Source organism: Paenibacillus sp. tmac-D7 (assembly GCF_006519665.1).
Taxonomy (GTDB): domain Bacteria; phylum Bacillota; class Bacilli; order Paenibacillales; family NBRC-103111; genus Paenibacillus_G; species Paenibacillus_G validus.
Genome location: NZ_VIDW01000010.1, coordinates 98,644 through 121,983 on the forward strand (window position 1 = coordinate 98,644; position 23,340 = coordinate 121,983).

Sequence of the window (23,340 nt, forward strand, 5' to 3'; positions counted from 1 at the left end):
CGACATTGCCCGTTTCTCAAATTTCATGAACAGAAGGTAATTTGTCGAAAATGTCTGAAAAATCGAAAAACAAATCATTTCTTGCGCTTACCCGGGAAATGATCATCATTTCTCATCGTTTATTACCCGAACGGCATCGATCACCATCCGGTAATACGCTTCCGGACGCGGTACGAAATCCGCCGTGGATACGACTCGGTGCGCGGCCGTCAGCTCCCCTGCATCATCCGGCCGGACACCGTGGATCCGCAAGTGATTCAGCTTGCCTGCCGCTAGAGCCTGGACATCCGCGAAGCGAACGGCGTACAAGCCGGTCACTTCGTCCGGTTGAAGCTTATAGGCCGTAAGCGGACGGCCGCTCTTCAACACAAATACGTGGCAAAACTCGCGGTCGATGCAGTCCGGCGCAAGGAGGGCTTCATCGGTATACATACCGCACTTATGCAGCTGCTCGAACGATGCTTCGACGCCCAGTTCTTCTTCCAGCTCCCGCAGGCCGTCCTCTACGCGTTCCCCCGCCAGCAAATGACCGGCGCACGATATATCGAGCAGTCCGGGATACGTATCTTTACCGGGATGCCGCTCTTGAAAGAGCAGCCACCCCTCCCCTTCCGTCTCGTACCACAGCCAGCATTGAAACGTCTGATGCCATAAGCCTTGCGCATGCACTTCGCCCCTGGATGCCGTTCCAACCAGGTTCATCCGTTCGTCGAATATGTCGAATCGCTCTTCTGATTTACTCATCTTTACCGGCCTCTCTCCGTGTATCGTTTCACTCTATCCGCGATCCGGAGCGACCCTGCTCCTGCTCCGTTCGCGCGGGCAATGTCCGTTGATACTCATAAGGTTTCGCTTTTCCGCCTGTTGTCATCGTCATAAGGGATAGTGTATCATGGATTTTATTGAAATGCATGATAACGAAGGAGTTGCAGTCTTCATGAGCGTACATGAAGCCATTACGGCCCATACGTCTAAGCAGCACGCCCATCTGGAGCGATTTCTACAGCTGGAAGAAGCGCGCGAGCGGGCCATCGATCAAGCGGCAGCCGACTGTGCGGCCGGGAAACCGTTCAGCGTCGAGGCGATCAATGCGATTACCGCACGCATCAACAGCCACGCGCAGCAGGGGATATCCCCCACCCGTGTTTATGTGACGGAAGCGATGATTCGCGAATTCGTCACGCGTAACAAGTAAATGCGCAGACGCGTCCGGCGTCGCGATCCGTTTGGCGGATTCGCGGCGTCGGACGCGTTTTTTTGTCAACCGATAGCAGGCAGTGCCCAAGACGATCCGCCCTAACCCTGCACGAAATTTCTGCCCTCATCTGCGTACACAAGGCACATGACCGCGATATCGAGCCATTGCTCCAGCTCTTCGATGTGGCTTTCGTCGATGCGCTGACGGAATTTCAATTGAATCCGATACGTTTCCGGCGCTTCCGAAGGGCCTTCGTTCGCCTCCGGCTGCAGCAGCACGGTTAATTCGTGGCGAATGTCCGCTTCCTCGCCCCACAGCCGGGTTAAATAATCGTGCAGCTCCGCACAGTGCGCCCGGCGTTCCCGGGGCAGATCGAGCGTCAGCAGCAGGTCCGCTCCCGGCCGCCTGTCGGCAAGCCGGGCAATGCGCCGTTCCGCCGCGAAGTCGGTCAGGCCGCTCGCCAGCGTCACCGCAGCCTGACACGTGCCGCCGTTACGTGCAAAGCGCATACAGAATTTGCGCGACATGGCGGCGAGATCGACGATATCCTCGCGTCCGCTGATGCGGATACGGTTTTCCGCATCCACATCGTACAGGCGCCCTTCCAACACTACTTTCAAATTATCGAAAATCGTAGGATCGAACATCCGTTCCGTTCTCCTTCACTAAAGGTCTCTCAAATCCAAAATATCGCCTTGCTTCCAATCGCCGTTGCGGACAACGCGAATCAGCTTATCCGCCGCCTCTTGCGGGGAGAACAGCTTGCCGGTACGCTTCAGCTCGACAAAGCGAGGCTTCGACGGGAATCGGGCTTCATCCGTTCCGCGAATTTGCTCCTGCATCGCCGTATCGACGACCCCGGGTGCAATCGATACGATTCGGGCCGCATGGGCTCCCTCCCCTTGCTCCGCCGCAACGCATCGGGTCAGCATGTCCATGCCGGCTTTAGCCGCGCAATAGGCGCTCCAACCGATATACGGCTTTTTGGCTGCGCCTGACGAGATGTTCACGATCGTTCTTACCGTTCGCTCCCGCAGCTCCTCCGTCAACCGCAGGAAAGCCGAAGTCATCAGCAGCGGCGCCGTTAAATTGACCTGCACATTGCGGGCCAGTTCGGCTTCGTCTGCAAGGCTAAGCTGCGCGATCGGTCCTAGCACGCCGGCATTGTGGATCAGCGTTAATCGGCCTCCGGCGTTCGTTTCCATCCGGACCGAATCGATAATACCCGCCATGCACTCGTAATGGCCATCCGCTCGTCCGAGGTCGAACGGCACGAAATCGAAACGCCCCGGAACCGAACCGGCGAGCTCGGCCAGGCGTTCATTGCTCGTCCGGGATACCCCGACGACGCGGTTATTTTCAAGCAGCAGCCGCTCGGCAAGCGCTTCGCCGAGGCCGCGTGACGAACCGGTAATGATATAGACGTCCAATTACCGTGTACCTCCTTCAAAAAAATATCCCCGAGACCGGGGATTCATCCGTTGTTGCCTTATTCGGTTCAGTTACGGTCCCAGCCTAGGGCTGCATCCAATCATCAGCGGTAATCCCCTGCTCAACGGCGAAATCAAAATCGTAAACATCGTATACTTGAACCGGAATTTCCGCTTGTATGATTTTATCCATAAGTTCAACCTGATCGGTCACGATGGGCGCTTGCTCACGCAGCGAAGTCAGAATAATTTCGGTTTCAATCGGATCGACGGCTTCGCCGTATTGGGCGTTCTCCATGGCATTGACGACGGTAAACGTCACATTGTCATTGATCGGCAGCGGCGGGCTTAAACGCCAAGGCGCCAGCAGCGCACGCTCCAGCTTCTTCTTATTGAACGAATCGTCAAAAAAGGCGATCAATTCACCGATTTTCTGCTTTACGTGAGCGTCGTCGTCGGCTTCCGGCATGACCGGCTCGGGGCTGTCTTTCATCTCGTAGAGCTCCATGATCGTGTTGTACGGGATCAAATACTCGACGGGCTGACTCGGTGCCAGCAATTCTCCATAAATCGCGACCAACACCGCTTCGATTACAAATCGCCGGGACATGCTCGATTCCTCCTTCAAATGATGCGTCCGTCCTTCTTGTCCGGCCTTAACTCTTTCTTAACATAAATGAACGGAAAAGTCCATCCGCAGCCGCACAAAGGTGCGTGATCTTTGACAAATATAGTGATATAATGGACTCTTGCTCACTATCCGACAACAAGATGCATACGAGGAGCGAATGCATATGAAGCCGTCCAAATCTTTTCCATTTCCGATCTCGCTGCTGCTTATCATCGGCATTGTGGCGATTTCATTCTCGTCTATATTTATCCGTTGGTCAAATTCACCTGTCTCGGTCTCGGCGATGTACCGGTTAACGATAACGGCGCTCCTGATGCTCCCGCTGCTGTTCCCATACCGGGCGTCCGTGCGTCGGATGCGCCTGCGCGAATGGTTGGAGCTGTTTGCTTCAGGACTTGCGCTGGGCCTTCATTTCCTGCTGTGGATGGGCTCGCTCCGGCTGACGTCGGTGGCCAGCTCCACCGCTATCACCTCGCTGGAGCCGGTGTTCGTGCTGCTTGGCGCCTGGTTGTTATATCGCCAAAAGACGAGCTGGCCCGCTATCCTGAGCATGGGCCTTGCCATGCTCGGCGCCTTGATGATCGGCTGGGGCGATTGGGGGCTTACAGGCTCGGCGCTGCTTGGCGATGCGTTATCACTGCTCGGAACCGCCGCGGTGGCGGCTCACATGCTGCTCGGCAAGCGGCTCCTTGCCCACATGCCGCCTTTCGTATACAGCTTCTTCGTCTTCGTGTTTGCCGCCGTTTGTATAGCCGGTTACAACCTCGCGCTTGGCATTCCCTTAACCGGTTATCCGGCGCGGGAATGGGGGCTGTTCCTGCTGCTCGCGCTCGTACCGACGGTATTCGGCCATTATGTGTTCAATTGGCTGTTAACGTACATGCGGCCGGAGACGGTATCCTTGAGCGTGCTGGGAGAACCGGTCGGCGCTACGCTGCTGGCATATTTCCTGCTCGGCGAAGCGATCGGCCCGCGTCAGGCGGCGGCGGGACTGCTGCTGCTGCTCGGCGTATGGTTGTTCATCCGTACCCATGAAAAAGAGCAGCCGTCCATCCAGCCGCCCCTTTCCGTATCAAACGCGAACACGGATCGATCCATGAATTAATGATAGCAAACGAGCAGTCCGCCTTCGCCGGCATACGTGCCGATCACCGGGCCCATCTCCGTCACATACGCTTGCCGGAACGGATACCGCTTGAGAATCCGGTCCTTCAGTGCGATCGCTTCCTCCAGACAGTTGCTGTGTGCGATTCCGAGAACGCGCTCCTCCAGACCGTGACCGATATCTTCGAACTTTTCAATAAGACGGTTGAGCGCGTTTTTGCGCCCGCGCACTTTATCGGTCACCTCGATGGTGCCTTCCGGACTGGCATGCATCACGAGCTTGATGTTGAGGACGGAAGCGATGGCCCCTTTAGCCCGGTCCAGCCTCCCTCCCTTGATGACGTTCTCCAGCGTGTCGAGATAAAAGAACGTTTTCGTTTCCGGCACACGCTGCTGCGCTCTATCTACGATCTCATTGAAGGTACGGCCTGCCTGTACGTCAAGAATAAGCCGGTATAACATCAAGCCTGTGCCCATGGAAGCCGTCTTGGAATCAAGTACGGCGATTTTCCGCTTGGCGGCTCCGCCGCCGGATTCTTCCAGGATCGATTTCGCCAAAGAAGCATGCTGATACGTGCTGCTGATATTGGATGATATGGTAATGAGGATGATATCGTCATCCGGATATTGTTCGAAAGCGCGTATAAAATCCTGCGGCGATGGACTAGCGGTTTTGGGTAAATTTGTATTCATTTTAATTTCCTGGTAAAACACGTTTAAACCCAAGGAGTGATCGAACTCTTTACCGTCGAACGTCACATAAAGAGGAACGGTGCGAATCGGGTCGGTTCCCCCCCACTCCGCGGGAAAATCGACGCCGCCATCGGTTAATAATCGAATTGCCATGCGCTTCACTTCACTCTCTTCTTGGATGCTTTATTTCCTACAGTACGAGGAAAGTAAGATGCAGGTTTCATTATGACACACCCGGGAGGAAGCGACAATAAAAAAATAGGAGCCGTACCCGGATCGATACCGGATACGGCTATGCTTGCTGCAAGATCTTCCAGCGTCATGACGATTCTTCCGCGAGCGGCAGCCTGATTTCGACTTCCGTCCCTCGCGTTTCCCTGCTTCGGATGCGAATGCTGCCGTTATGCCGCTCGACAATTTGCTTCGCGATCGAAAGTCCCAGTCCCGTCCCTCCGCTGGAGCGGTGACGCATTTTGTCCACCCGGTAAAACCGCTCGAACAAATGCGGAATGTCGGCTTCGGGTATGCCGATCCCCTCGTCCTTCACGACAATGACAGCCTCGCTGCGCTCCCGGCTCAACCTGATTCGTACCGGGCGCCGGCTGTACTTGACTGCATTGTCGAGTACGATGACGAACAGCTGCTTCAGCGGTTCCGGTTCTCCCCAGCAAACAATCCGCTCATCCGCCGCATCCACGACCAAATCCCGTTCGAAAGCCACGCTCAACCTCCCGGCGGTCTCACGCATTAAGGCAACCGCCTCGACCGGCTGGAAAGAGATTTCTGCTTCCATACGCTCCAGCTCGGCCAGCCGCAGCAAAGCCTGAATGAGCCCTTTCAGACGGGAGGTCTCGGCTTGTATCGCCTGCAGCGCTTCTTCGCGAAGAGCCGGATCATTCGCTCCCCAGCGGCGCAGCAGCGAGGTATAGCTCTCAATGACGGTTAGCGGCGTACGCAGCTCGTGGGAAGCGTCGGCGACGAATTGCTTCTGCTTCTCGTCGTGCTCGCGAAGCGCTTCAATCATTTCGTTGAAGGTTTGACCGAGCTTGCCGAGCTCGTCCTTCTGCGAGGTGATCTTGGGGCTGAGCGTCACGAAGGTGCGGTTGCGCCGAACCGCCTTCATCGATTCGAGCAATTCCCGGATCGGACGGATAATAATTTGGGTGTAGACGAGCCCGCTGATCAGCGCAAAGGCGAGCACGCCGCCGGTCGCGATTACTAACCCGGTTCCGAGCTGCTTCATCCATTCGCTGACGACGTTCAGCGCCTTGCCCAGCTCCAACTGGCCGATTTGACGGTCATCGTCATAAATCGGCACCTGCAGGAACAGCATCCGAAATCCGAAATCGTTGACCATGTCGGTATAATAATTCGAACGAAACACGACCGGATACCCGGACAACTGCACATGGGTCGATATGCCGGCCACGACATCCCGGTTGGGCGCAATGATTCGAACCATCATATCGGGTTCTTTGAAATCTTCGAGCAGCTCCGGCTTCGTCCAATTGGAGCTATCGTGGATTTCCGGATTGCGCAGGATGATCTGCGCTTTCTTCCAGAGCAGCTTCGTTTCGTTAAGCGTCGTTGAAGCCGAGATATAAAAATATAACGATACGTTAAACACGACGACGATCAGTAAAATCCAGAGCGACGACAGCAGGATGAGCCTGGTGCGCAAGCTCATACGTCGGGAACCGATAACGCGTAACCGATGCCCCGCGCCGTCCGGATCAGTTTCGGGCGGTGCCCTTTATCGATTTTCAGCCGCAGATACCGCACGTACACATCTACGATATTCGTATCTCCCGTATGCTCATACCCCCACACATCGGTTATGATTTGCTCGCGGCTCAATACTTGCCCGGCGTGCTTCATCATATAGTGCAGCAGCTCGAATTCGGTGGGGGTCAGTTCAATCGGCCGGCCCCCGCGCATGACCTTCCGGGAGGCCGGCTCCAATACTAAATCGCCGACCTTCAGCGTCTGCTGGTCATCTGTTGCCGGCTCCGTCATTCGGATCAGATTGCGAATCCGTGCCAGCAACTCTTCGATGACGAACGGCTTGGTCACATAATCGTTAGCTCCCTGCTCAAAGCCGCCTACGATGTCAGGCGTCGAATCGCGCGCCGTCAGCAGGATGACGGGTACAAGCCGTCCATCCTGACGCAGGCGGCGCAGCACTTCGAGTCCGCTGCTGCCGGGAAGCATCACGTCCAGCACAATCAAGCTCCACGTCTGACCCAGCGCCAGCTCCAAACCGGATAAGCCGTCACCGGCCACCTTCACCTCGTAGCCTTCGTGCCGCAGTTCCAGCTCAAGCACGCGGGCAATTTGTTGTTCGTCTTCGATCACAAGAATGGAACGCTTCATCCGGGTATATTTCTCCGCTCGTATGCGTTTTCACCTAGGTTCCCCTTGATGAAGTTCCTTTATTCGAGTGACCGTCAAGCATGGATAAACCGCCCGGTTGATGGTCCGGACGGTTCGGGTAGTTCGGGTGGTTCGGTTTACGCTTTCTTTTTCGACGGTTCGGAACGTTCGCTGCCGAACGCCATGATCACGTTTTGAATTTTTTGCAGCCGAATAAATTCGTTCTGCTTCAAGTCGGAGCGGAAATACGCGTACAAGTAGGCGCCCTCCAGAAACGTTAAGGACGGGTAGCAAGCCAAATCTGTATTCGTATACGGATTGTCAATGAGAATCTGCCATTCCCCGGCCCGATCGTCGCCTACTATCGATTCCAGCACGGTTTGCTTAAACTGTGCGATCTGCTCGAACTCGTTCCAGATGTCCACCCAAGAAGGGCTGAACCGTCCCGGCTCGGGAAACAACTGCCTGGCTGCGGCAAGCAGCCGGTTTACGCGCTCGATTTCACCATCCTCAAACCGTTTCAGCAGGTCGCGGAATCCTTCCAGAAACAGCCGGAACGCTGTAAATCCGCCTTCAACGACCGTTTGCCGGAACTGCTGCAGCTCCTGATCGGTAGAGGCTTGTTCGAATATGCTAAAAGGGGTCGTTTGGTTCAATAGGTTACCCTCCCCGTTCCCGTCCTGACCCGCCTGCGTGTTTAACGCTGCCGGGTCGTCATCACGCCTTCCAAGCTTAACAGCAGTATTCGTGACGGATCGTTTTTCAATTTAACGTTACAAAGCTTCACGCGGTTCTCGTCGATGGACAGTACGAGCCAATACGGTGCGTCATCACGGCCGATTGCATGCAGAAACGATTCCTTCTGCGCTTCGGCCTCTTCTTCCGTTTCCCATTGCTTGACGCCGTAATAGTCCAAATCATAGTTGTTCTTCTGCAGACAGGCGGCGATTTCACCCGTGTTCGATTGTCTAAGCACAATGGGCATCTGATGAATCCCTCCCTTACCTGCGTCTTTGCGCCGGAAAAAAAGGGCGCAAGCCCATATCGAGTTTGCTCCCGGATTGATCTTACAAATACGGATTTTCGTGTCTGGCCTTCAGCCGGCTCCAGCGGCGCTCGACTTCGTTCTCGAACGATTGCAGCGCTTCGGCATATTCGGGCTTCGTCAAGTGTTTCGTCTTGCCCATGTTCTTCAACCAATCGCCAACCGGAATCCGCTTGTTTTTATCTTCCGGATTGTACGTGATCGTGGTCACGCCGTTCTCGATCTCATACATCGGGAAGAAGCAGGAGTTGACGGCTTCATCGATCAGCGTCTGGCCGATTTGCTCCTCGGACAACCAGTTAAGCGGGCACGTGATTAAGATTTTACCGTACACGAGGCCTTCGTTCTGGGCGTAATATTGAGCTTTTGCCGCTTTCTTCAGCAAATCCTGCGGCAGCGACTCGGAACCGGTGAACACGTAAGGGATGTTCGTGGCCGCCATGATTTGCGGCGTATCCTTATGGTGGAACAGCTTCCCGCCTTGATGCTTGCCGACGTTGGACGTGGACGTCCGGTGGCCGAGCGGCGTCGAGTAGGACAGCTGCGCGCCCGTATTCATATATCCTTCGTTGTCGTATTCCAAAATAATCATTTTATGATTGCGGAGCGCCGCGCCGATCGCAGGACCCATACCGATATCCATCCCGCCGTCGCCGGTAATCATGACGAAGGTGAAGTCGGCCGGCAGGTTATATTGATCGAGTTCGCCTCTTCGTTTGCGTTCCCAGAACATTTCGACCACGCCGGAGAGGGTAGCCGCACCGCTTTGGAACAAGTTATGAATGTATGTCGCTTTGTGTGAAGAGTACGGATAACCGGTCGTCACGACCATCGCGCAGCCGGTATGGAACAGCGCTACGATATCGCCCTCGATGCCTTTGAAGAACAGCTCGAGACCGGAGAAAATTCCGCAGCCCGGACAGGCCCCGTGACCTGGAGCGAGACGTTTCGGCTTCTTGGTCAATTGACGGATCGGCGGCACTTTCACTTTCAGCTGGCCGGTCTCTTCGTCTTTATTGACCGTGATCAGGCCGGTGTTCAAATCTTCGTACTTCATCGGCTCGATCACGCGCTGCGGCTTCATGGCCGGATCGCCGGCCGTATGGCCATAGTAATCGAACGGCACGGCCACTTTGCCTGCCTCAACCGCCTCAAGTGCCAGTTGGAACAACGCGTGTCCGTCTTCGGCATAGAAATCTTTACCGCCGAGGCCGTAAACGCGGCTGATTACGAGCGTATCAGTGTAACCGGCCGTGTACAGCGCCGCTCTGATCTCGAGCGACATGTTGCCTCCGTGCGCGCCGTACGAATCCGCCCGGTCGCCGATCGTGACCGCCTTCACATTCTTCAACGCTTCGGCGATTTGCTTGGCCGGGAACGGACGAATCATGTTCGGTGCGATCGAACCGGCCTTAATGCCCTTCTCGCGAAGCTGGTCGACAACGTCTTTGATGATCTCGGACGACGAGTTCATCAGGAATACGGCCACTTCCGCGTCTTCCATCCGGTACAGGTCGAGGATCGGGTAGTCGCGGCCCGTCAACACTTTGTACTCCTGCCTGATGCGGTCAAATACTTCGCCCGCGCGATACATCGCTTCGGACTGCTGGTAACAGTTGTTGATGTAGTCCGGTTCGTTCATGTAAGGACCGACGGTGATCGGGTTGTTGCGGTCCAGCACGTGAGGGAAGTTTTGCGGCTGCTCGCCGATGAACGCATGCACGTCAGCTTTGTGAGCGAAGGTTTGCACCCGGCGCTTCTGGTGGGACGTGAAATAACCGTCGGAAGCGACGATGACCGGCAAGCGCACTTCAGGGTCTTCGGCCAGCTTGATGGCCATGATATTCATATCGTATACGGCTTGCGGATCACGGCTCATCAGAATCGGCCAGCCCGTATTCAGCGCATAGTACAAGTCGGAGTGATCCCCGTGAATGTTAAGCGGTCCGGAGACGGAGCGGCACACCAGGTTCATGACCATCGGGAAGCGCGTACCGGATTGCACCGGCATTTGCTCCAGCATGTACAAGTAACCGTTGGCGCTCGTCGCGTTGAATACGCGGCCCCCCGCGGTCGATGCGCCGTAACAAATGCCTGCGGAACCATGCTCCCCGTCGGCCGGGATCAGTTTAATGTCGTGTTGGCCGTTGGCCTTCATCAGATCGAGGAATTGCGCGACTTCCGTCGACGGCGAAATCGGAAAATAACCCATGACATGATAATTGATCTGGTGCGCGGCATACGCAGCCATCTCGTTCCCGGACTCGTACACCATCCGCTGTTCGACCGTGCCCGTACTCACTTCTTTATTGATCTCAATAGCCATTTGTTTCGTTCACCTCTCCCGAATTTGTATTATTTCACCAAATCAAAGCGATGCGGCACGCGGTTCGCTTCGGCGTAGCCTTCCATTTCGCGGTTGGATGACAGCGCTTCCGTCGGACAGGCGACGACGCACTTGAGACAGCCCTTGCAGTATTGATAGTCAATGCCCTGCAGGAACATCTGCGGTCTGCCCTTCTTGTCCGGCTGCTCATCCCACACGAAACAAAAGTCGGGACAGGCGGTGTCGCACGCGGCGCAATGAATGCATTTCTCATCGTCAAAATGCGGCATCATCCCGTTCCGGGAAATGCTCAAGTCTTTCAAAATGCTGTTCCCCGGGTTGGAAACCATCCCGCCGATCGGCTGGGTCAAGTACCCGTATACCGGAATGTCCCAACGCTTCGGCTCCGGCATCGATTCGCCCTCGGGCAGCGTGAACGTCTGGAACCTGACTTCGTCGTAACCGCGTTGGAACGTGCGCAAAGCCGGCTCCACGGCGCCCGGGTATTTTTTCTCCAGACTCTTGCGGATAATGCTCTTCATATGTTCGAAATCCAGAAATTCGCACAGACGGAACAATCCGCCAAGCATCGCCATGTTGACGCGGTTTTTCTCCTCAAGCGCGATCCCTGTAGCATCGACGACGGCCACGGTTCCGCCGATGAGGTTCATCTTCTCTTTCAAATCTTCAGGAGATTTGCCGGAGTTCACGAGCACGACGCTGTCCTCGTAAATGCCGCTGACGACGTTAATCGTCTTGGATAAATTTTCATGAAATACGCCGACCACGTGCGGTCGTTCCACCGGTGTCGTATCGCGGATATTCGTTTGCAAGTCGCAGAATCGAATATGCGCTTTAACCGGAGAGCCTTTTTTCTCGGAACCGTAGGAAGAAAAGCTGACACCATTGAAACCGCTTCCGACAACGCCCGCTTCAGCAAGCATCTTGCCTGCCAGGTTAGCCCCAAGCCCGCCGATGGATTCTAGCCGAATCTCAAAGAAACCGAGCTCATTCGTTTTCGGGAGAACTCCCATGCTAGTAACGCCCCCTCGTACAATTGGATGGAAGGAATAGGATCCCTTTGCATCAGTATAACAGCTTCTAAGTTTCACGAATAGTGTTTTTATTATCATTTTTTCTGATAAGTGGCTTTCAGAAAGGATATTTTTCAACTTTACGCAGATATTTTTCACGTTGTTTAGTAGTATATGATAATACCACTAATACAGAATGAAAAGGAGTCTGACGGTGTAATCCTGCGTCCTGTCAGCTTATCCGGACTGGAAATAAATTGCTTCCATAGCAGCAAGAGAACTTATACTTTCGAGCGTTCAAGATGGATTTGTCCGAAAATGGGGGTACGACCGGCAGCCTTTGCGCTATACATTTAGCCATGAGGGGACGTCAGGGAGCCTTGCGGCGGGTCGGCAGCCTGACATGTTCGGAAGCCCATTTTCCGCGGAGATGTAAGAAAAGCTCCTGACCGGAGCCTTTTCGAGGAAGATACATTCGTGTTTTTAAGGCAGCTTTTCTTGCGATACAGCAAGTGTTCAGCTCCGCTGAAAACTAATACTTCCGGTATCTTAAGAAAAGCTTCTGACCGGAGCCTTTTCGGGGAAGATACATTCGTGTTTTAAAGGCAGCTTTTCTTGCGATACAGCAAGTGTTCAGCTCCGCTGAAAACTAATACTTCCGGTATCTTAAGAAAAGCTCCTGACCGGAGCCCGGATCTTGTCTGCTGCGCTACGGTTTCCGAGCTAAAAAAACTCCGTCCCGCACGGCAGGACAGAGGCATTCTTCAAACTTCGGTACGATAGCGGCGGAACAGCGTCCACCAGCCGATATACAGCGCGTACACGCCTAAATAGGCCCCGCTGCCCAAAAAAACAGGATCATAGAACACTTTATGCACTTCGGTCATCATCACGGTATCTTTCACGACAATATCGAACACCGCACGGGCCGTACACAATCCGAACCCGTACATCGCTGCAACCCCGACCGCGTCGAAAGCGATGGACGCCCGCGGCGCGAGAAAACGGATGACAAACATGAAGGCCGGAGCAGCGACGGAGCTTGCGGCCAGCAGCAAGAACAACGCGCATCACCTCAACCCTAGCTTGCGCCGGAGGCTGGGCGGCTATGCGCTGCTGTTACATGCTTTCCTCCCGAACATGCCGGACGGCCGAGCGTTTGCTCTTCGCCATAAACCATACGCGGGTTAATACGGCGGCGGTCAGCCCAAGAGCCCCGGCCAAATAAAATCCGCTCTTCAAGCCTCCCCATTCGTTCAAGCCTCCTGCCAGAAAAGGGCCTGCGAACATGCCGATCGCATAGACCGCCTGATAGAAGCCCATGGCAGTCGCTCGTTTCTCATCCGGGATATGCTCGATCGACAGACCAAGCAGCAGCGGCAGATGCAGCCCCTGCACGCAGCCGTTGATCGCTTGCGTGGCGACGAGCAGTCCGAAACCCGGTACGAGCGTGGTTCCGGCCGAGCATATCGCGCTGACAACGAAGCCGGTCATCACAACCGGCCATGCGCCGAACCGGGGCGCGAGCAGCCGGCCCGAGTAGTAGGCCGTCAAGGCGTGCGGGATCATGAAGGCCAACACGAGCAGGGTCAAGTCGAATTGATCGGCACCCATACTAAGTGCGTACGAAGGCGTAAACCCGAACATCGTAATAAAGAGGACGCCGTGCGCCAAGATCGAAAGCGTCGACACTTTCAGCAGCAGCCGGTCTTTCATGACCGCGAACAAATCCTCATACCGCATCGGCGCCCGATGCATCTCGCCCTTCGGCTCCTTCAAGGCAAACGCCAGCGCAAATCCGACCAGCCCAATGATGGTCCCGGCCCAGAACGTGGCAGCCCAACCGCCGGTTTCCACCAGCAAACCGCTGACGCTCATGCCGATCAACTGTCCGGCGGCGGTGAGCAGGCTGATCATGCCCATCGCACGCGTCGCCTCCTCTTTCCGGTACAGGCTGGCGTACATGACCGTAAAGGCAACCCATGTCGATGCGGATATACCGGCCATGATCCGCCCGGCAAGCGCCCAACCGAGCTGTTCGCCCATCGCAAAGCAGAGGCAGCTTAACGTGACGGTCAGCATGCCGAGAACCACATACGGCTTGCGGCGTTTCAACCGATCCGACGCGATGCCAAGCGGAAGCCGCAGAATGATTTGCATCAGCCCGTAACTGCCAAGCACGACCCCCATCATCGTATAAGAAGCGCCCAAATGCTCCAAGTACGGCGACAAAATCGGGACGTACACGTAAAGCGAACACCAATATAAAATCGTTACGAGAATGAATATCGCATGGTTAAGACGATGCGAACGCTGGTTATTGTTCATGGCCGGTACCTGTCATTTACAAGCTCATGCGCAATATCGCCAGCACATCATCCGCGTCCAGCTTCCGGAAATAGCCGATCGGACCGAAGCGTACAGCCTCCTCCGCCATGCGCGGCAAGCTTTCCTCTCCGATGTTCAAGTCGCTCAACCGGGACGGCGCGCCGATGCGCGTAAAATATTCGCGGGTCGCCTGAATGCCGGCAAGCGCGATTTCCTCGTCCGATTTGCCTTCGGGTTCAATGCCCCATACACGGACGGCAAACTGGACGAAGCGATCGATCCGATCTCGGTATACGTATTTCATCCAGTTCGGGAAAATAATCGATAGCCCTTCCGCGTGGGCGATATCGTAGATCGCGCTAACTTCATGCTCCATGGCGTGCGTCGCCCAATCGCCCTGCATGCCGACGCTGATCATCCCGCCGTTCAGCGCGTAGGTGCCGCACAGCATCAGGTTCGCGCGCGCTTCCGGATGCGCCGGCTCCTGAAGCGCCTTCTCTCCGTTCTCAATGACGGTCTGCAGAATCGATTCGCACAGCCGTTCCTGCAGCGGCGTATCCGTCGTCTGGCTGAAGTATTGCTCCATCACGTGCGACATCATGTCCACAATGCCGTTCACCGTCTGATTCGCGGGCACCGTGTACGTCAACGTCGGATCCAGAATGGAGAACTTCGGAAAAGCGTACGGGCTGCTGAACGATTTCTTCAAATTTTGCTCCCAATCGGTAATGACGGCGCCGCCGTTCATTTCCGAGCCCGTGGCCGATAACGTCAGCACGGTTGCGATGGGAAGCGCCGCTTCAATCTTTGCTTTGCGAAGCAGAAAGTCCCACACGTCCCCTTCGTAAGGAACACCGACCGCTACAGCCTTGGCTGCGTCGATCACACTGCCGCCGCCGACCGCGAGTACCAAATCGACCGCTTCGTCGCGGCACAGCTTGATGCCGCGGCGCACGGTCGATACCCGCGGGTTCGGTTCAACGCCGGGCAGCTCGACGATTCGCGCGCCGATCTGGTGAAGCTGCTTAATCACCCGGTCATACAGCCCGGTTCGTTTAATGCTGCCGCCGCCGTAAACCAGCAGCACGGTTTGGCTGCCCAGTTCGGCTACTTGCTGGCCCAGCTGGTCGGCCATGCCTGCCCCGAACAAGATTTTTGTCGGGTTATGAAAAGTAAACGAGTTCATCGTGAAATGCCTCCTTCGTAGATAGAGCGATATCGAATTGCCAATTTTCATTATACGCTTCGAATTGTAAAGATGAAAATTTAGAAAAAACAATGGTATTTTCAAGGGAATTTGATTATGATATTAGCCGACGATACATACAGGCCTAAATTAATTCTACTCGTCAAAGGGGTGCGTCATTTTGTCTCGTATTCGCGAAGTGAAGGTGGGCGAGCGCCCGCCGCTGCTTCAAAGTTTGCCGCTTAGCCTGCAGCATCTGTTCGCTATGTTCGGCGCCACCGTACTCGTGCCGGTGTTGTTCAAGATCGATCCGGCAACTATTCTATTGATGAACGGTATCGGCACGCTGCTTTACTTGCTGCTGTGCAAAGGGAAAATACCGGCTTACCTCGGCTCCAGCTTTGCATTCCTGTCCCCCGTCTTCGCCGTCTTAAGTTCCGGCATGCCGTATCAAGCCGCGCTCGGAGGATTTATCGTATCGGGTCTTATTTTTATCCTCGTCGCGCTTCTTATTCGCGCCGTAGGCACCGGTTGGCTCGATGTGGTTTTCCCGCCGGCGGCCATGGGAGCGATCGTCGCCGTCATCGGGCTTGAGCTTGTGCCCGTCGCCGCGGAAATGGCCGGGTACATCAAGCCGGCGGCTGCCGGCGCCGATTGGCGTATAGACCCGGATGCCGTGCTGATCTCGACCGTCACGCTGCTGATTACGATCGTCGGGAACGTGCTTTTCCGCGGCTTCTTCAAAATCATTCCGATCCTTATCGCGATTGTGTGCGGTTATGCCCTTGCTTACGGGCTCGGCTTCGTTAACCTGGACCCGGTCATCGCCGCCCGGACCTTCACGGTGCCGACGTTCTACGCGCCGCAGTTCGAGCTGTCCGCCATCACGATCATCGCGCCGGCGGCGCTCGTCGTCATCGCCGAGCATATCGGACACTTGATCGTAACGGGAAATATCGTCGGCCGCAATTTGTCGAAAGATCCGGGACTGGACCGCTCTCTGCTTGGAAACGGCATTTCGACGGTTATTTCGGGTTTTGTCGGCTCCACCCCGAATACGACGTACGGTGAAAATATCGGCGTCATGGCGATAACACGCGTCTATTCCGTCTGGGTCATCGGCGGCGCCGCCGTCATCGCGATTGTGCTGTCTTTCTTCGGTAAGCTGGCCGCCTTCATCAGCACGATCCCTTCGCCTGTCATGGGCGGCGTATCGCTGCTCCTGTTCGGTGTCATTGCCGCTTCCGGCATCCGGATGCTGGTGGAAACGAAGGTCGACTATTCGAAGACATCCAATCTGATCCTGACCAGCATCGTGCTCGTCGTCGGACTTAGCGGCGCGACCGTGACCATCGGCAGCTTCAGCTTGAAAGGCATGGCGCTTGCAACGGTGCTCGCCATCCTGCTCAGCCTGTTCTTCAAGCTGCTGGAGAAGCTTAAGCTATCCAATGAAACGACCGACGCGCCGCACTGAACAGGCGTTTGTTACTTGCAAAAAGAGGACCGACCGAAGATAAACTCTTCAGTCGGTCCTTACTTCATTCAAGTCACGGCGTCGAGCCCGCCATATTTGGAGATCGCCAGCAGCAAATCGTTCAAGACCGGAAGGATGAACTGTGCCGTGCCAAGGCTGAACATTCCGCTTCGGTTATGCACAACGGCATCCTTGACATGAATACGGTAATGCTGCATGCCCGTCTGCATGTTGACCGTCTCGCTTACGCTGGAGCTTTCCCGCTTGATCCGCATCGGCTTGGTGCCGACGGGCAGTTCGAACGGGGTAATGCTGATAATGTCTTCCAAGCGGATATGGTAATTGGCGTGCGGCTTCTGATAGATCAGTTCTTTTGTTGAGACCGTCAACCCGAAATCACGCTTCTTGTGGGATAATTTAAGTTCGCCTTCCAGCGCTTTGATTCGAATAAAGTTCTCGTTCAAAGGGCCTTCCTCCTTGGGCCGGCGAGCGGCGGGAATCGTATGGATGCTGCAGCAGCTCATAATACCAATGCCTAAGGCATTAGAACGAGCATACCACATCTTACAGCGATGCGCTACACGCATCCTCCGGCTCCCCGCCGCTTCAATCCTCCTTGCCTTCCGGAGTGCTTCCCCCCGCAGGAACAAGCTCTTGCCGTTCCGCCGGTCGATGGTTATTGTTTCAAGGTTGTTAACAATCGCTTGGCCGCACCGTTTGGCGTCTGAACCGTTTCATAGATGCGGATACTGAGCGGATAGTTGAACTGGTTGTTGCTTACGCTCGCCAGCGTAACGGTCTGCAGCCCGTCGATCAGCTTATTCGCGCCCTGCAGCGAGTAGGTCGTACTGCCGAGGCTGCGGCCGGTCTGATCCGCCAATTCGAATTCGAGCGCCGCCATGGCGTCGTCAAGGATCACCTGCGCCTCTTTCTTGATGCTTAAATCAAGGATAAGTTTATACGACCAGGTGCTGTTACTGTAATTGCCGCTTAAATCCCACTGCTTGATATTCACTTCGTATGGATACATCGCGAGCTTCGTTCCGAACAATTCCGGTTTATCCTCATCCGAAGAACGTACGGCCACTTGAGCCGACGAGATCGGAAGTTTCAGCGCGCTCGCCGTATTTTCCAGGATGTTCAGCTTGAATGTGCCTGTAACGCCAGGCGGCAGCATATAAGAATAGCTGTATACATAGGCCGAACCGGGAATCAGCTGGGTTAGCGTCGTCGTTTGCTTGACGCCCGGATAAGACTTGCCGGACGAATCCTGCAATTCCGTCGCAAATTCAGGCAAATCCAGCGTCTCCTGCCCTTTGTTCACGAATTTATATTTCGCGATCACCGACTGGTAGCCGCTCTCCGTGTTCGTGTGGGCGTTAATTTCAACTAAAGACATCTCCAAATCGGAATCGATCGTCTTATTGTCCGCTTCGAAGACGAACGGCGTGCCGAAGGTGTACGCGCCGGACGTTATTCCCTCAGAGCTCGAAGCAAGACCGTTGTCCAGGTTCACAGCCGCGACCGGAACGCCAATGGCGCCTGTAACGGCCGAATTGTTCCCGGATGCCGCCGCTTGTCCGCTGCCGGCTGCGTTCGTATTCGCAGCGGCGGCTGCGCTCGTCTGCGACGATTTCTCGGACAAATAAAATTCGTAAGCCTTCGAAACAAGCTCGTCAGGCAACTCTACCGCAAACTGATACGTTGTCGCCTTGCCGGCAGCCGTATATTTCTCGGTGCCGACGATGGTTTCCATCGTTACGGAATGTTGCTGATCTTTCGAGACGAGCAGTCCTATCAAATCAGGGTTGGCTATCGAACGGCTGCTGCCGTTGTGAACGACCGCTGTAAGCAGCGCCAGTCTTTTGCCGGACTGACTCACTTCCTCCGCCTTCGTCACTTCAACCGACAAGCCTTCTTTTCCCTGACCGTTAAATGCGGCCTTCTCCCCCAATTGCACCAATTGGAACAAGGATTGAAGTCCGATTTCTCCGATTGATTTGCCCGTCGATTTGTTGTTCAATCCGAGGTTCACCTTCCCGAGCTCGGGCTCGGCATCCAACGAAGCATGAAGCAGCAAATGAGTGATCGATGATCCGTCCAGCTTGCTTTCTTCCACTTTACTCGCCGTCAAAGCGAACGTTCTCCCCTGCCCGTCCTGCAGCACATAATTCATATTGACCGGATCCCAGCTGTTTGCGCCCGATACTTTCACTCGCGAGTCCAGCGTGATGTTCCATTTGCCGTCTACCGGATAGGCGAAGGCCTTGTCGATTTGTACGGAAACAAACGTATTGCCGGTCACGGTGGAATCTGCGCTCGCAAGATTAAATATAAACTGATGATCGTTCTGCTGAACCGACATCGCTTTTTCAACGGAAAGCGCGCCCAGCTCCATATGATTCCGACTGCGGTCAAAGAAGCTTACCTTTAGCTGATCTACGGTTAAGGCCGAGGGCAGCTTGGAAATAAAGGAGAACGAACGTTCGGAGTTAGGTGCAACGAGGGCGTCCGCCTTTTCGCTCAGCTGCGCATAATAGCTTTTTCCGTCCGTTGTCGTCACCTGGACGCCATAGTTGTTAAAGTCAACCGCGGAACCGCCGGCGTTGTTCAACTGAACCCGGAACTGGATCGTTTGACTGTCCGTTCCCTTCGCTAACGAGACTTCTTCCAATGTGAAATAGACCGAGTTGTTAATAAATACGCCCTCTTTGCCTGCAAACGATACACCCGGATTCAAGGTATATAACAGCAGGCAAGCCACGATCAGCGCCCAGGCGATCAGCGGATATTTCACGCGGTGCGGTCGATTGAATTTTTGTTCTTTATTCAATGTTGTAGCCTCCTTAGAGCTTTTGCCAAAAAATGAGAGTCAATCCGTACGCAAGGCGTCGATCGGACGCAGCTTGGATGCTTTATTCGCCGGATAAATGCCGAACAGGATGCCAACTGCAACGGAAAATAAAAAGGCATAAATGCTGATGTCCCATGAAATGACGGTCATTTGATTCTTGTTGATGTAGGGCCAGGCCAGCGAAATGCCGATCCCCAGAACCAGCCCGATCAAACCGCCCAATCCGCTAATGACGACGGCTTCGACCAGAAATTGCATCAGAATGTTTTTGCGCTTGGCGCCGATCGATTTCCGGATCCCGATCTCTCTCGTTCGTTCCGTAACCGTTACGAGCATGATATTCATGATCCCGATCCCGCCGACCAGCAGGGAAATGCAGGCGACGCTGACAAGCTGGCTCGTCAACGAACTGGTCGCAGCCGTTCGCGCCTCGACCAGCGAATCCTGGTTCAGTACGCGGAAACCGTTCGCGCTCTTATACTTGGTCGTCAAATAATTCGAGAAAGTCTTCTGTGCCGCCGCCATCTGTTCCTTGTCGGCCGCTTCGATATAGGTCGTCCGGATGTTGCCAAGGCCCAGCTGTCTTTGTGCCGTTGACAGCGGGATAACGATCGATTCGTCCACCGAGGTTCCCATCGTAGTCCCTTTCGTCTTTAACGTGCCGATGACCGTAAACTCGTACCCTTTAATATTAATTTTTTTGCCAATCGGGTTCGCCGATTCGAACAGTTCCGTTGCAACCGTACTGCCGAGTACGGCGACATTGGTCCGGAAGCTTAAGTCCGATTCCGAGAGCAATCGACCGGCAGCCAAATTTAATTTCGTAATCGAGAAGTAGCGGTCGTTCGTCCCGATGACATTATAGGACTCCTGCGTGCGGTCATACTTGATGTTCACGCCCGAGGAAGTGACGGTAGGAGCCAAGTAATTGAATTCCTTGAATTGCTCGAACTGCATCACTTCGTCGTAGTTCAGGCTGTTCGCGCGTCCCTGACCCATAATGTTTACGGTGATGAGATTCGTTCCGAGATTTTCATATTGTTTTTCGATGGCAGCCGTAGTTCCGCGTCCGATGGAGACTAGCGTAACGACCGACGCTACGCCGATAATAACGCCCAGCATCGTAAGCAGCGTTCGCATCCAGCTGGCCGTTACCGTTTTGAGCGCCATGGAGATGAGTTCCGATACTCTCATCGCAATACCTCCGCTACCGCCCGGTGAGCGGGCGCAGCGTTGCGTTGATCGCTGACAATGTGCCCGTCCCGGATCGTTACAACGCGTTTGGCATTCTCTGCGATATGAAGATCGTGCGTAATCAGAATGATCGTGTTGCCCGCATGGTTCAGCTCGATCATCAGCTCCAGCACTTCCTGGCCGGTGGTCGAGTCCAGCGCGCCGGTCGGCTCATCGGCAAGCAGAATGGCCGGCCCGATTGCGAGCGCCCGCGCGATCGCTACCCGCTGCTGCTGTCCGCCCGACAATTCGCTCGGCCGGTGATGCGAACGCTGGCCCATTCCGAGCGTTTCCAGCATGTGCATGCCGCGCTCTCTTCTCTCTTTCTTGGAAAAACCGGCATATATCATCGGCAGTTCGACATTTTCAATGGCGGTTAATCTCGGCAGCAAATTAAATTGCTGGAAAATAAAGCCGATCTTTTTGTTCCTCACTTCCGCCAATTGATCGTCCTTCAGCTTCTCCGTCACGACGCCGTCCAACACGTAGGAGCCGGATGTCGGGACGTCAAGCAGCCCGATCGTATTCATCAAGGTTGATTTGCCGGAGCCGCTGGGACCTACGATGGCGATAAACTCCCCCTGTTCGACGGAGAGGGAAACGCTCTTCAGTATGGTCAAATCCTCCGTTCCCCGTTTGAATTGTTTGACGATATCCTTCAATACAATCAAGCTCATAACCGCTTCGCCTCTCTCTCCGGCATTATCTGTTGTTGCCGCCTCCACCGCCGCCAAAGCCGCCTCCGCCTCCGCCTGGAAAACCTCCGCCCTGGAAGCCGCCCTGGTTTCCTCCGGAGCCTCCGAATTGTGAAGCGCCTTGTTGGAATTGGTTGCGCATTTGCTCGATTTGCTGCGGGGTTAAATTGTTCGCTCTGGTCGATCCGGCTAGCACGACTTGATCGCCTTCGGCCAAGCCTTCGGTAATCTCGACATGGCTGCTGTCGTTCGCGCCCACCTTGACTTCCTTCCGCTCTAGAGTGCCGTCCGCTTTCTGAATCGAGACTGTATGCCGCCCATTTCTCACTTGAACCGCTTGCGTCGGCAGCAGGAGCACGTCTTTCTTGTCGGTGATAATAATGTCCGCACTCGCGGTCATGCCGTATTTCAGCTCCGGACTGCTCTTCATGCTCAGAATGACGCTGTATGTACTGACGCCGTTGGTAGTCGTGCCGACGGTCGATACTTGCGTCACTTCCGCATCGAACGTTTTGCCCGGAATGGCATCGACACGCACCTTCGCCTGCTGCCCGACCTTGACGGAAGGCAGATCCAACTCATCCACGCTAATCGCCAGCTGCAAGGTGTTCAGGCTTGCGACCGCGCCCAATTTAACATCGCTTTTAATGGTCGATCCGACGCGGTAAGAAGCGAGCACATTCGTTTTGGTATCTGCAAAATCCGTAGAGAACACGCCGTCGAACGGCGCGTATACTTTCAAATTCGCGAGCTGATCCTCCAAATCCTGAATCGTCTTCGTTTGCTGCTCGATTTGCTGTTGTTTCGTCGCTATATCTTTGGACAAGCTGTCGTTCACGATCGTGGCAATCAACTCCCCGGCGCGTACGCTGCGGTTTTCCGTAATCTCCAGCTTGCCGATCGTCCCCGTAACGCCTGCGAATACGGTCGTGGTCGTTTTGTATTGAAGCTTGCCTGCGGCCGTCGACTCGACCTTCAATCCATTCACGGACATAGAGCCTTGAACGTTAAGATCCGCATCCAACGTCCCGTCGTTATCCACTCGAATCTTCACATCGCTGATCCGGTTTCCTTTCGAATCCGCCTTGTTCCCGGTCGAAATCGATTCGATCGTGCCCGACTTGGTCAGCAGAAATCCATCGATCGTTAATTCCACCTTATCGCCGGCCCGAGCCTGCGCCGCTTCCTCCTGGATGAACGGCAGCGTGACCGTTAACGTTCCGGTATCCGCTATCGTCGCGATTTTCGTCGTTTTGGAAACGCCGGCGCCTTCGCTGATATTGGCGGCCAAAATCAGCTTTCCGCTCGTCGGCGCCGTCGTCTTCAGCGCCCGCAGCTGCTCTTGAAGATCCTGCAAATCCGTCTGGTATTGATTCAAAGTAATCTTGGCGCTGTCCAATTTCTCGACCAGATTCGTATCGGTGAGCTCCAGCAGCAGGTCTCCTTGCTTAACGGTTTGATTCCGCGCCAGGTTGATCGTTTTGATCATCCCTTCCTTGGGCGGAGTGATCATCTGCAATTGCTCCGCGGCCAGCTGAGAGGTGCCGGTAATCGTAGCCTGAAGATTGCCCCTGGTTACTTTGACGGTTTGTTGCCCGGCTGTCGCTCCGGGCTTCGTCGTTTTGGCGCCTTGGGTGAAATAAACCGCTGTCCCTCCCCCTGCGACGAGCAGTGCAGCCACTACAATGATTAGGGTTTTCTTCTTGTTCACTGGCGATGTACCTCCCGATAAAACT

22 protein-coding genes are annotated in these 23,340 nt (G+C 54.9%); 3 read left to right on the forward strand and 19 right to left on the reverse strand.

Features of this window, described 5'->3' with window-relative positions; all coding sequences use genetic code 11:
- Positions 1-105: 105 nt before the first annotated feature.
- Complete coding sequence (locus FKP33_RS09690) at positions 106-744, reverse strand: NUDIX hydrolase (RefSeq protein WP_141334762.1); 639 nt, start codon at positions 742-744, stop codon at positions 106-108.
- A gap of 193 nt (positions 745-937) precedes the next feature.
- Between FKP33_RS09690 and FKP33_RS09695 the strand changes: the two genes are divergently transcribed.
- Complete coding sequence (locus FKP33_RS09695) at positions 938-1,195, forward strand: YpbS family protein (protein ID WP_054795524.1); 258 nt, start codon at positions 938-940, stop codon at positions 1,193-1,195.
- Between the two features lie 101 nt (positions 1,196-1,296).
- On the opposite strand, the gene FKP33_RS09700 is transcribed toward FKP33_RS09695, so the two are convergent.
- The 3 genes from FKP33_RS09700 to FKP33_RS09710 form a co-directional block, all read right to left on the reverse strand.
- Complete coding sequence (locus FKP33_RS09700) at positions 1,297-1,845, reverse strand: hypothetical protein (protein WP_174817561.1); 549 nt, start codon at positions 1,843-1,845, stop codon at positions 1,297-1,299.
- Positions 1,846-1,863: 18 nt separating this feature from the next.
- The gene (locus tag FKP33_RS09705) at positions 1,864-2,628 is read right to left on the reverse strand and encodes an SDR family NAD(P)-dependent oxidoreductase (RefSeq protein ID WP_127605879.1); all 765 of its coding nucleotides are present in this window, start codon (positions 2,626-2,628) and stop codon (positions 1,864-1,866) included.
- 85 nt (positions 2,629-2,713) lie between these two features.
- Positions 2,714-3,238: an ADP-heptose synthase gene (locus FKP33_RS09710; RefSeq protein ID WP_127605877.1), complete on the reverse strand. Its 525-nt coding sequence runs from the start codon at positions 3,236-3,238 to the stop codon at positions 2,714-2,716.
- Between the two features lie 184 nt (positions 3,239-3,422).
- Between FKP33_RS09710 and FKP33_RS09715 the strand changes: the two genes are divergently transcribed.
- Positions 3,423-4,364 carry a DMT family transporter gene (locus FKP33_RS09715; protein ID WP_141334764.1) on the forward strand — a complete coding sequence of 314 codons (942 nt, stop codon included), beginning with the start codon at positions 3,423-3,425 and terminating at the stop codon, positions 4,362-4,364.
- Here FKP33_RS09715 and FKP33_RS09720 read toward each other — a convergent pair.
- The 10 genes from FKP33_RS09720 to FKP33_RS09765 all read right to left on the reverse strand — a co-directional run bounded on the left by FKP33_RS09720 (position 4,361) and on the right by FKP33_RS09765 (position 15,348).
- Positions 4,361-5,209 carry a DegV family protein gene (locus tag FKP33_RS09720; protein ID WP_141334766.1) on the reverse strand — a complete coding sequence of 283 codons (849 nt, stop codon included), beginning with the start codon at positions 5,207-5,209 and terminating at the stop codon, positions 4,361-4,363. The two genes, FKP33_RS09715 and FKP33_RS09720, sit on opposite strands and share 4 nt — an antisense overlap.
- Positions 5,210-5,375: 166 nt before the next feature.
- On the reverse strand, positions 5,376-6,743 hold the full coding sequence (locus FKP33_RS09725; protein WP_127605873.1) for a sensor histidine kinase: 1,368 nt from the start codon (positions 6,741-6,743) through the stop codon (positions 5,376-5,378).
- Complete coding sequence (locus tag FKP33_RS09730) at positions 6,740-7,429, reverse strand: response regulator transcription factor (protein WP_141334768.1); 690 nt, start codon at positions 7,427-7,429, stop codon at positions 6,740-6,742. The genes FKP33_RS09725 and FKP33_RS09730 overlap by 4 nt, the downstream gene beginning before the upstream one ends.
- A 137-nt stretch (positions 7,430-7,566) precedes the next feature.
- Positions 7,567-8,085 carry a hypothetical protein gene (locus tag FKP33_RS09735; RefSeq protein ID WP_141334770.1) on the reverse strand — a complete coding sequence of 173 codons (519 nt, stop codon included), beginning with the start codon at positions 8,083-8,085 and terminating at the stop codon, positions 7,567-7,569.
- A gap of 41 nt (positions 8,086-8,126) precedes the next feature.
- Positions 8,127-8,414, reverse strand: coding sequence for a hypothetical protein (locus tag FKP33_RS09740; RefSeq protein ID WP_141334771.1), 288 nt, complete (start codon positions 8,412-8,414; stop codon positions 8,127-8,129).
- A gap of 82 nt (positions 8,415-8,496) precedes the next feature.
- Positions 8,497-10,800 (reverse strand): thiamine pyrophosphate-dependent enzyme, encoded by a 2,304-nt coding sequence (locus FKP33_RS09745; protein ID WP_141334773.1) that lies wholly within the window; start codon positions 10,798-10,800, stop codon positions 8,497-8,499.
- Between the two features lie 29 nt (positions 10,801-10,829).
- Positions 10,830-11,834 (reverse strand): 2-oxoacid:acceptor oxidoreductase family protein, encoded by a 1,005-nt coding sequence (locus FKP33_RS09750; protein WP_127605865.1) that lies wholly within the window; start codon positions 11,832-11,834, stop codon positions 10,830-10,832.
- 764 nt (positions 11,835-12,598) lie between these two features.
- A complete protein-coding gene (locus FKP33_RS09755) occupies positions 12,599-12,898 on the reverse strand; it encodes a hypothetical protein (protein ID WP_230875937.1) in 300 nt (99 codons plus the stop codon).
- Positions 12,899-12,953: 55 nt separating this feature from the next.
- The gene (locus FKP33_RS09760; RefSeq protein ID WP_141334775.1) at positions 12,954-14,162 is read right to left on the reverse strand and encodes an MFS transporter; all 1,209 of its coding nucleotides are present in this window, start codon (positions 14,160-14,162) and stop codon (positions 12,954-12,956) included.
- 16 nt (positions 14,163-14,178) lie between these two features.
- Entirely contained in the window at positions 14,179-15,348 is a 1,170-nt protein-coding gene (locus tag FKP33_RS09765; RefSeq protein ID WP_141334777.1) for an iron-containing alcohol dehydrogenase, read from the reverse strand.
- Between the two features lie 181 nt (positions 15,349-15,529).
- Between FKP33_RS09765 and uraA the strand changes: the two genes are divergently transcribed.
- On the forward strand, positions 15,530-16,822 hold the full coding sequence (gene uraA / locus FKP33_RS09770) for a uracil permease (protein ID WP_141334779.1): 1,293 nt from the start codon (positions 15,530-15,532) through the stop codon (positions 16,820-16,822).
- 68 nt (positions 16,823-16,890) lie between these two features.
- Here the strand turns inward: uraA and FKP33_RS09775 are convergent, their stop codons facing one another.
- The 5 genes from FKP33_RS09775 to FKP33_RS09795 form a co-directional block, all read right to left on the reverse strand.
- A complete protein-coding gene (locus FKP33_RS09775) occupies positions 16,891-17,286 on the reverse strand; it encodes a hypothetical protein (protein WP_054795436.1) in 396 nt (131 codons plus the stop codon).
- 212 nt (positions 17,287-17,498) lie between these two features.
- Entirely contained in the window at positions 17,499-19,655 is a 2,157-nt protein-coding gene (locus FKP33_RS09780) for a hypothetical protein (protein WP_141334781.1), read from the reverse strand.
- A gap of 39 nt (positions 19,656-19,694) precedes the next feature.
- The gene (locus FKP33_RS09785; RefSeq protein ID WP_127605855.1) at positions 19,695-20,870 is read right to left on the reverse strand and encodes an ABC transporter permease; all 1,176 of its coding nucleotides are present in this window, start codon (positions 20,868-20,870) and stop codon (positions 19,695-19,697) included.
- Complete coding sequence (locus FKP33_RS09790) at positions 20,867-21,586, reverse strand: ABC transporter ATP-binding protein (protein WP_054795523.1); 720 nt, start codon at positions 21,584-21,586, stop codon at positions 20,867-20,869. Before FKP33_RS09790 ends, FKP33_RS09785 begins: the two co-directional genes overlap by 4 nt.
- A 25-nt stretch (positions 21,587-21,611) precedes the next feature.
- A complete protein-coding gene (locus FKP33_RS09795) occupies positions 21,612-23,315 on the reverse strand; it encodes an efflux RND transporter periplasmic adaptor subunit (RefSeq protein ID WP_141334783.1) in 1,704 nt (567 codons plus the stop codon).
- Positions 23,316-23,340: the final 25 nt, after the last annotated feature.

Bases quoted from the DNA above. Each gene is read 5' to 3' on its own strand.
- FKP33_RS09745 (WP_141334773.1), bottom strand. From the start codon at position 10,800: ATGGCTATTGAGATCAATAAAGAAGTGAGTACGGGCACGGTCGAACAG.
- FKP33_RS09730 (WP_141334768.1), bottom strand. From the start codon at position 7,429: ATGAAGCGTTCCATTCTTGTGATCGAAGACGAACAACAAATTGCCCGC.
- FKP33_RS09785 (WP_127605855.1), bottom strand. From the start codon at position 20,870: ATGAGAGTATCGGAACTCATCTCCATGGCGCTCAAAACGGTAACGGCC.
- FKP33_RS09765 (WP_141334777.1), bottom strand. From the start codon at position 15,348: ATGAACTCGTTTACTTTTCATAACCCGACAAAAATCTTGTTCGGGGCA.
- FKP33_RS09725 (WP_127605873.1), bottom strand. From the start codon at position 6,743: ATGAGCTTGCGCACCAGGCTCATCCTGCTGTCGTCGCTCTGGATTTTA.
- FKP33_RS09720 (WP_141334766.1), bottom strand. From the start codon at position 5,209: ATGGCAATTCGATTATTAACCGATGGCGGCGTCGATTTTCCCGCGGAG.
- FKP33_RS09740 (WP_141334771.1), bottom strand. From the start codon at position 8,414: ATGCCCATTGTGCTTAGACAATCGAACACGGGTGAAATCGCCGCCTGT.
- FKP33_RS09690 (WP_141334762.1), bottom strand. From the start codon at position 744: ATGAGTAAATCAGAAGAGCGATTCGACATATTCGACGAACGGATGAAC.
- FKP33_RS09700 (WP_174817561.1), bottom strand. From the start codon at position 1,845: ATGTTCGATCCTACGATTTTCGATAATTTGAAAGTAGTGTTGGAAGGG.
- FKP33_RS09715 (WP_141334764.1), top strand. From the start codon at position 3,423: ATGAAGCCGTCCAAATCTTTTCCATTTCCGATCTCGCTGCTGCTTATC.
- FKP33_RS09750 (WP_127605865.1), bottom strand. From the start codon at position 11,834: ATGGGAGTTCTCCCGAAAACGAATGAGCTCGGTTTCTTTGAGATTCGG.
- FKP33_RS09760 (WP_141334775.1), bottom strand. From the start codon at position 14,162: ATGAACAATAACCAGCGTTCGCATCGTCTTAACCATGCGATATTCATT.
- FKP33_RS09710 (WP_127605877.1), bottom strand. From the start codon at position 3,238: ATGTCCCGGCGATTTGTAATCGAAGCGGTGTTGGTCGCGATTTATGGA.
- FKP33_RS09790 (WP_054795523.1), bottom strand. From the start codon at position 21,586: ATGAGCTTGATTGTATTGAAGGATATCGTCAAACAATTCAAACGGGGA.
- FKP33_RS09695 (WP_054795524.1), top strand. From the start codon at position 938: ATGAGCGTACATGAAGCCATTACGGCCCATACGTCTAAGCAGCACGCC.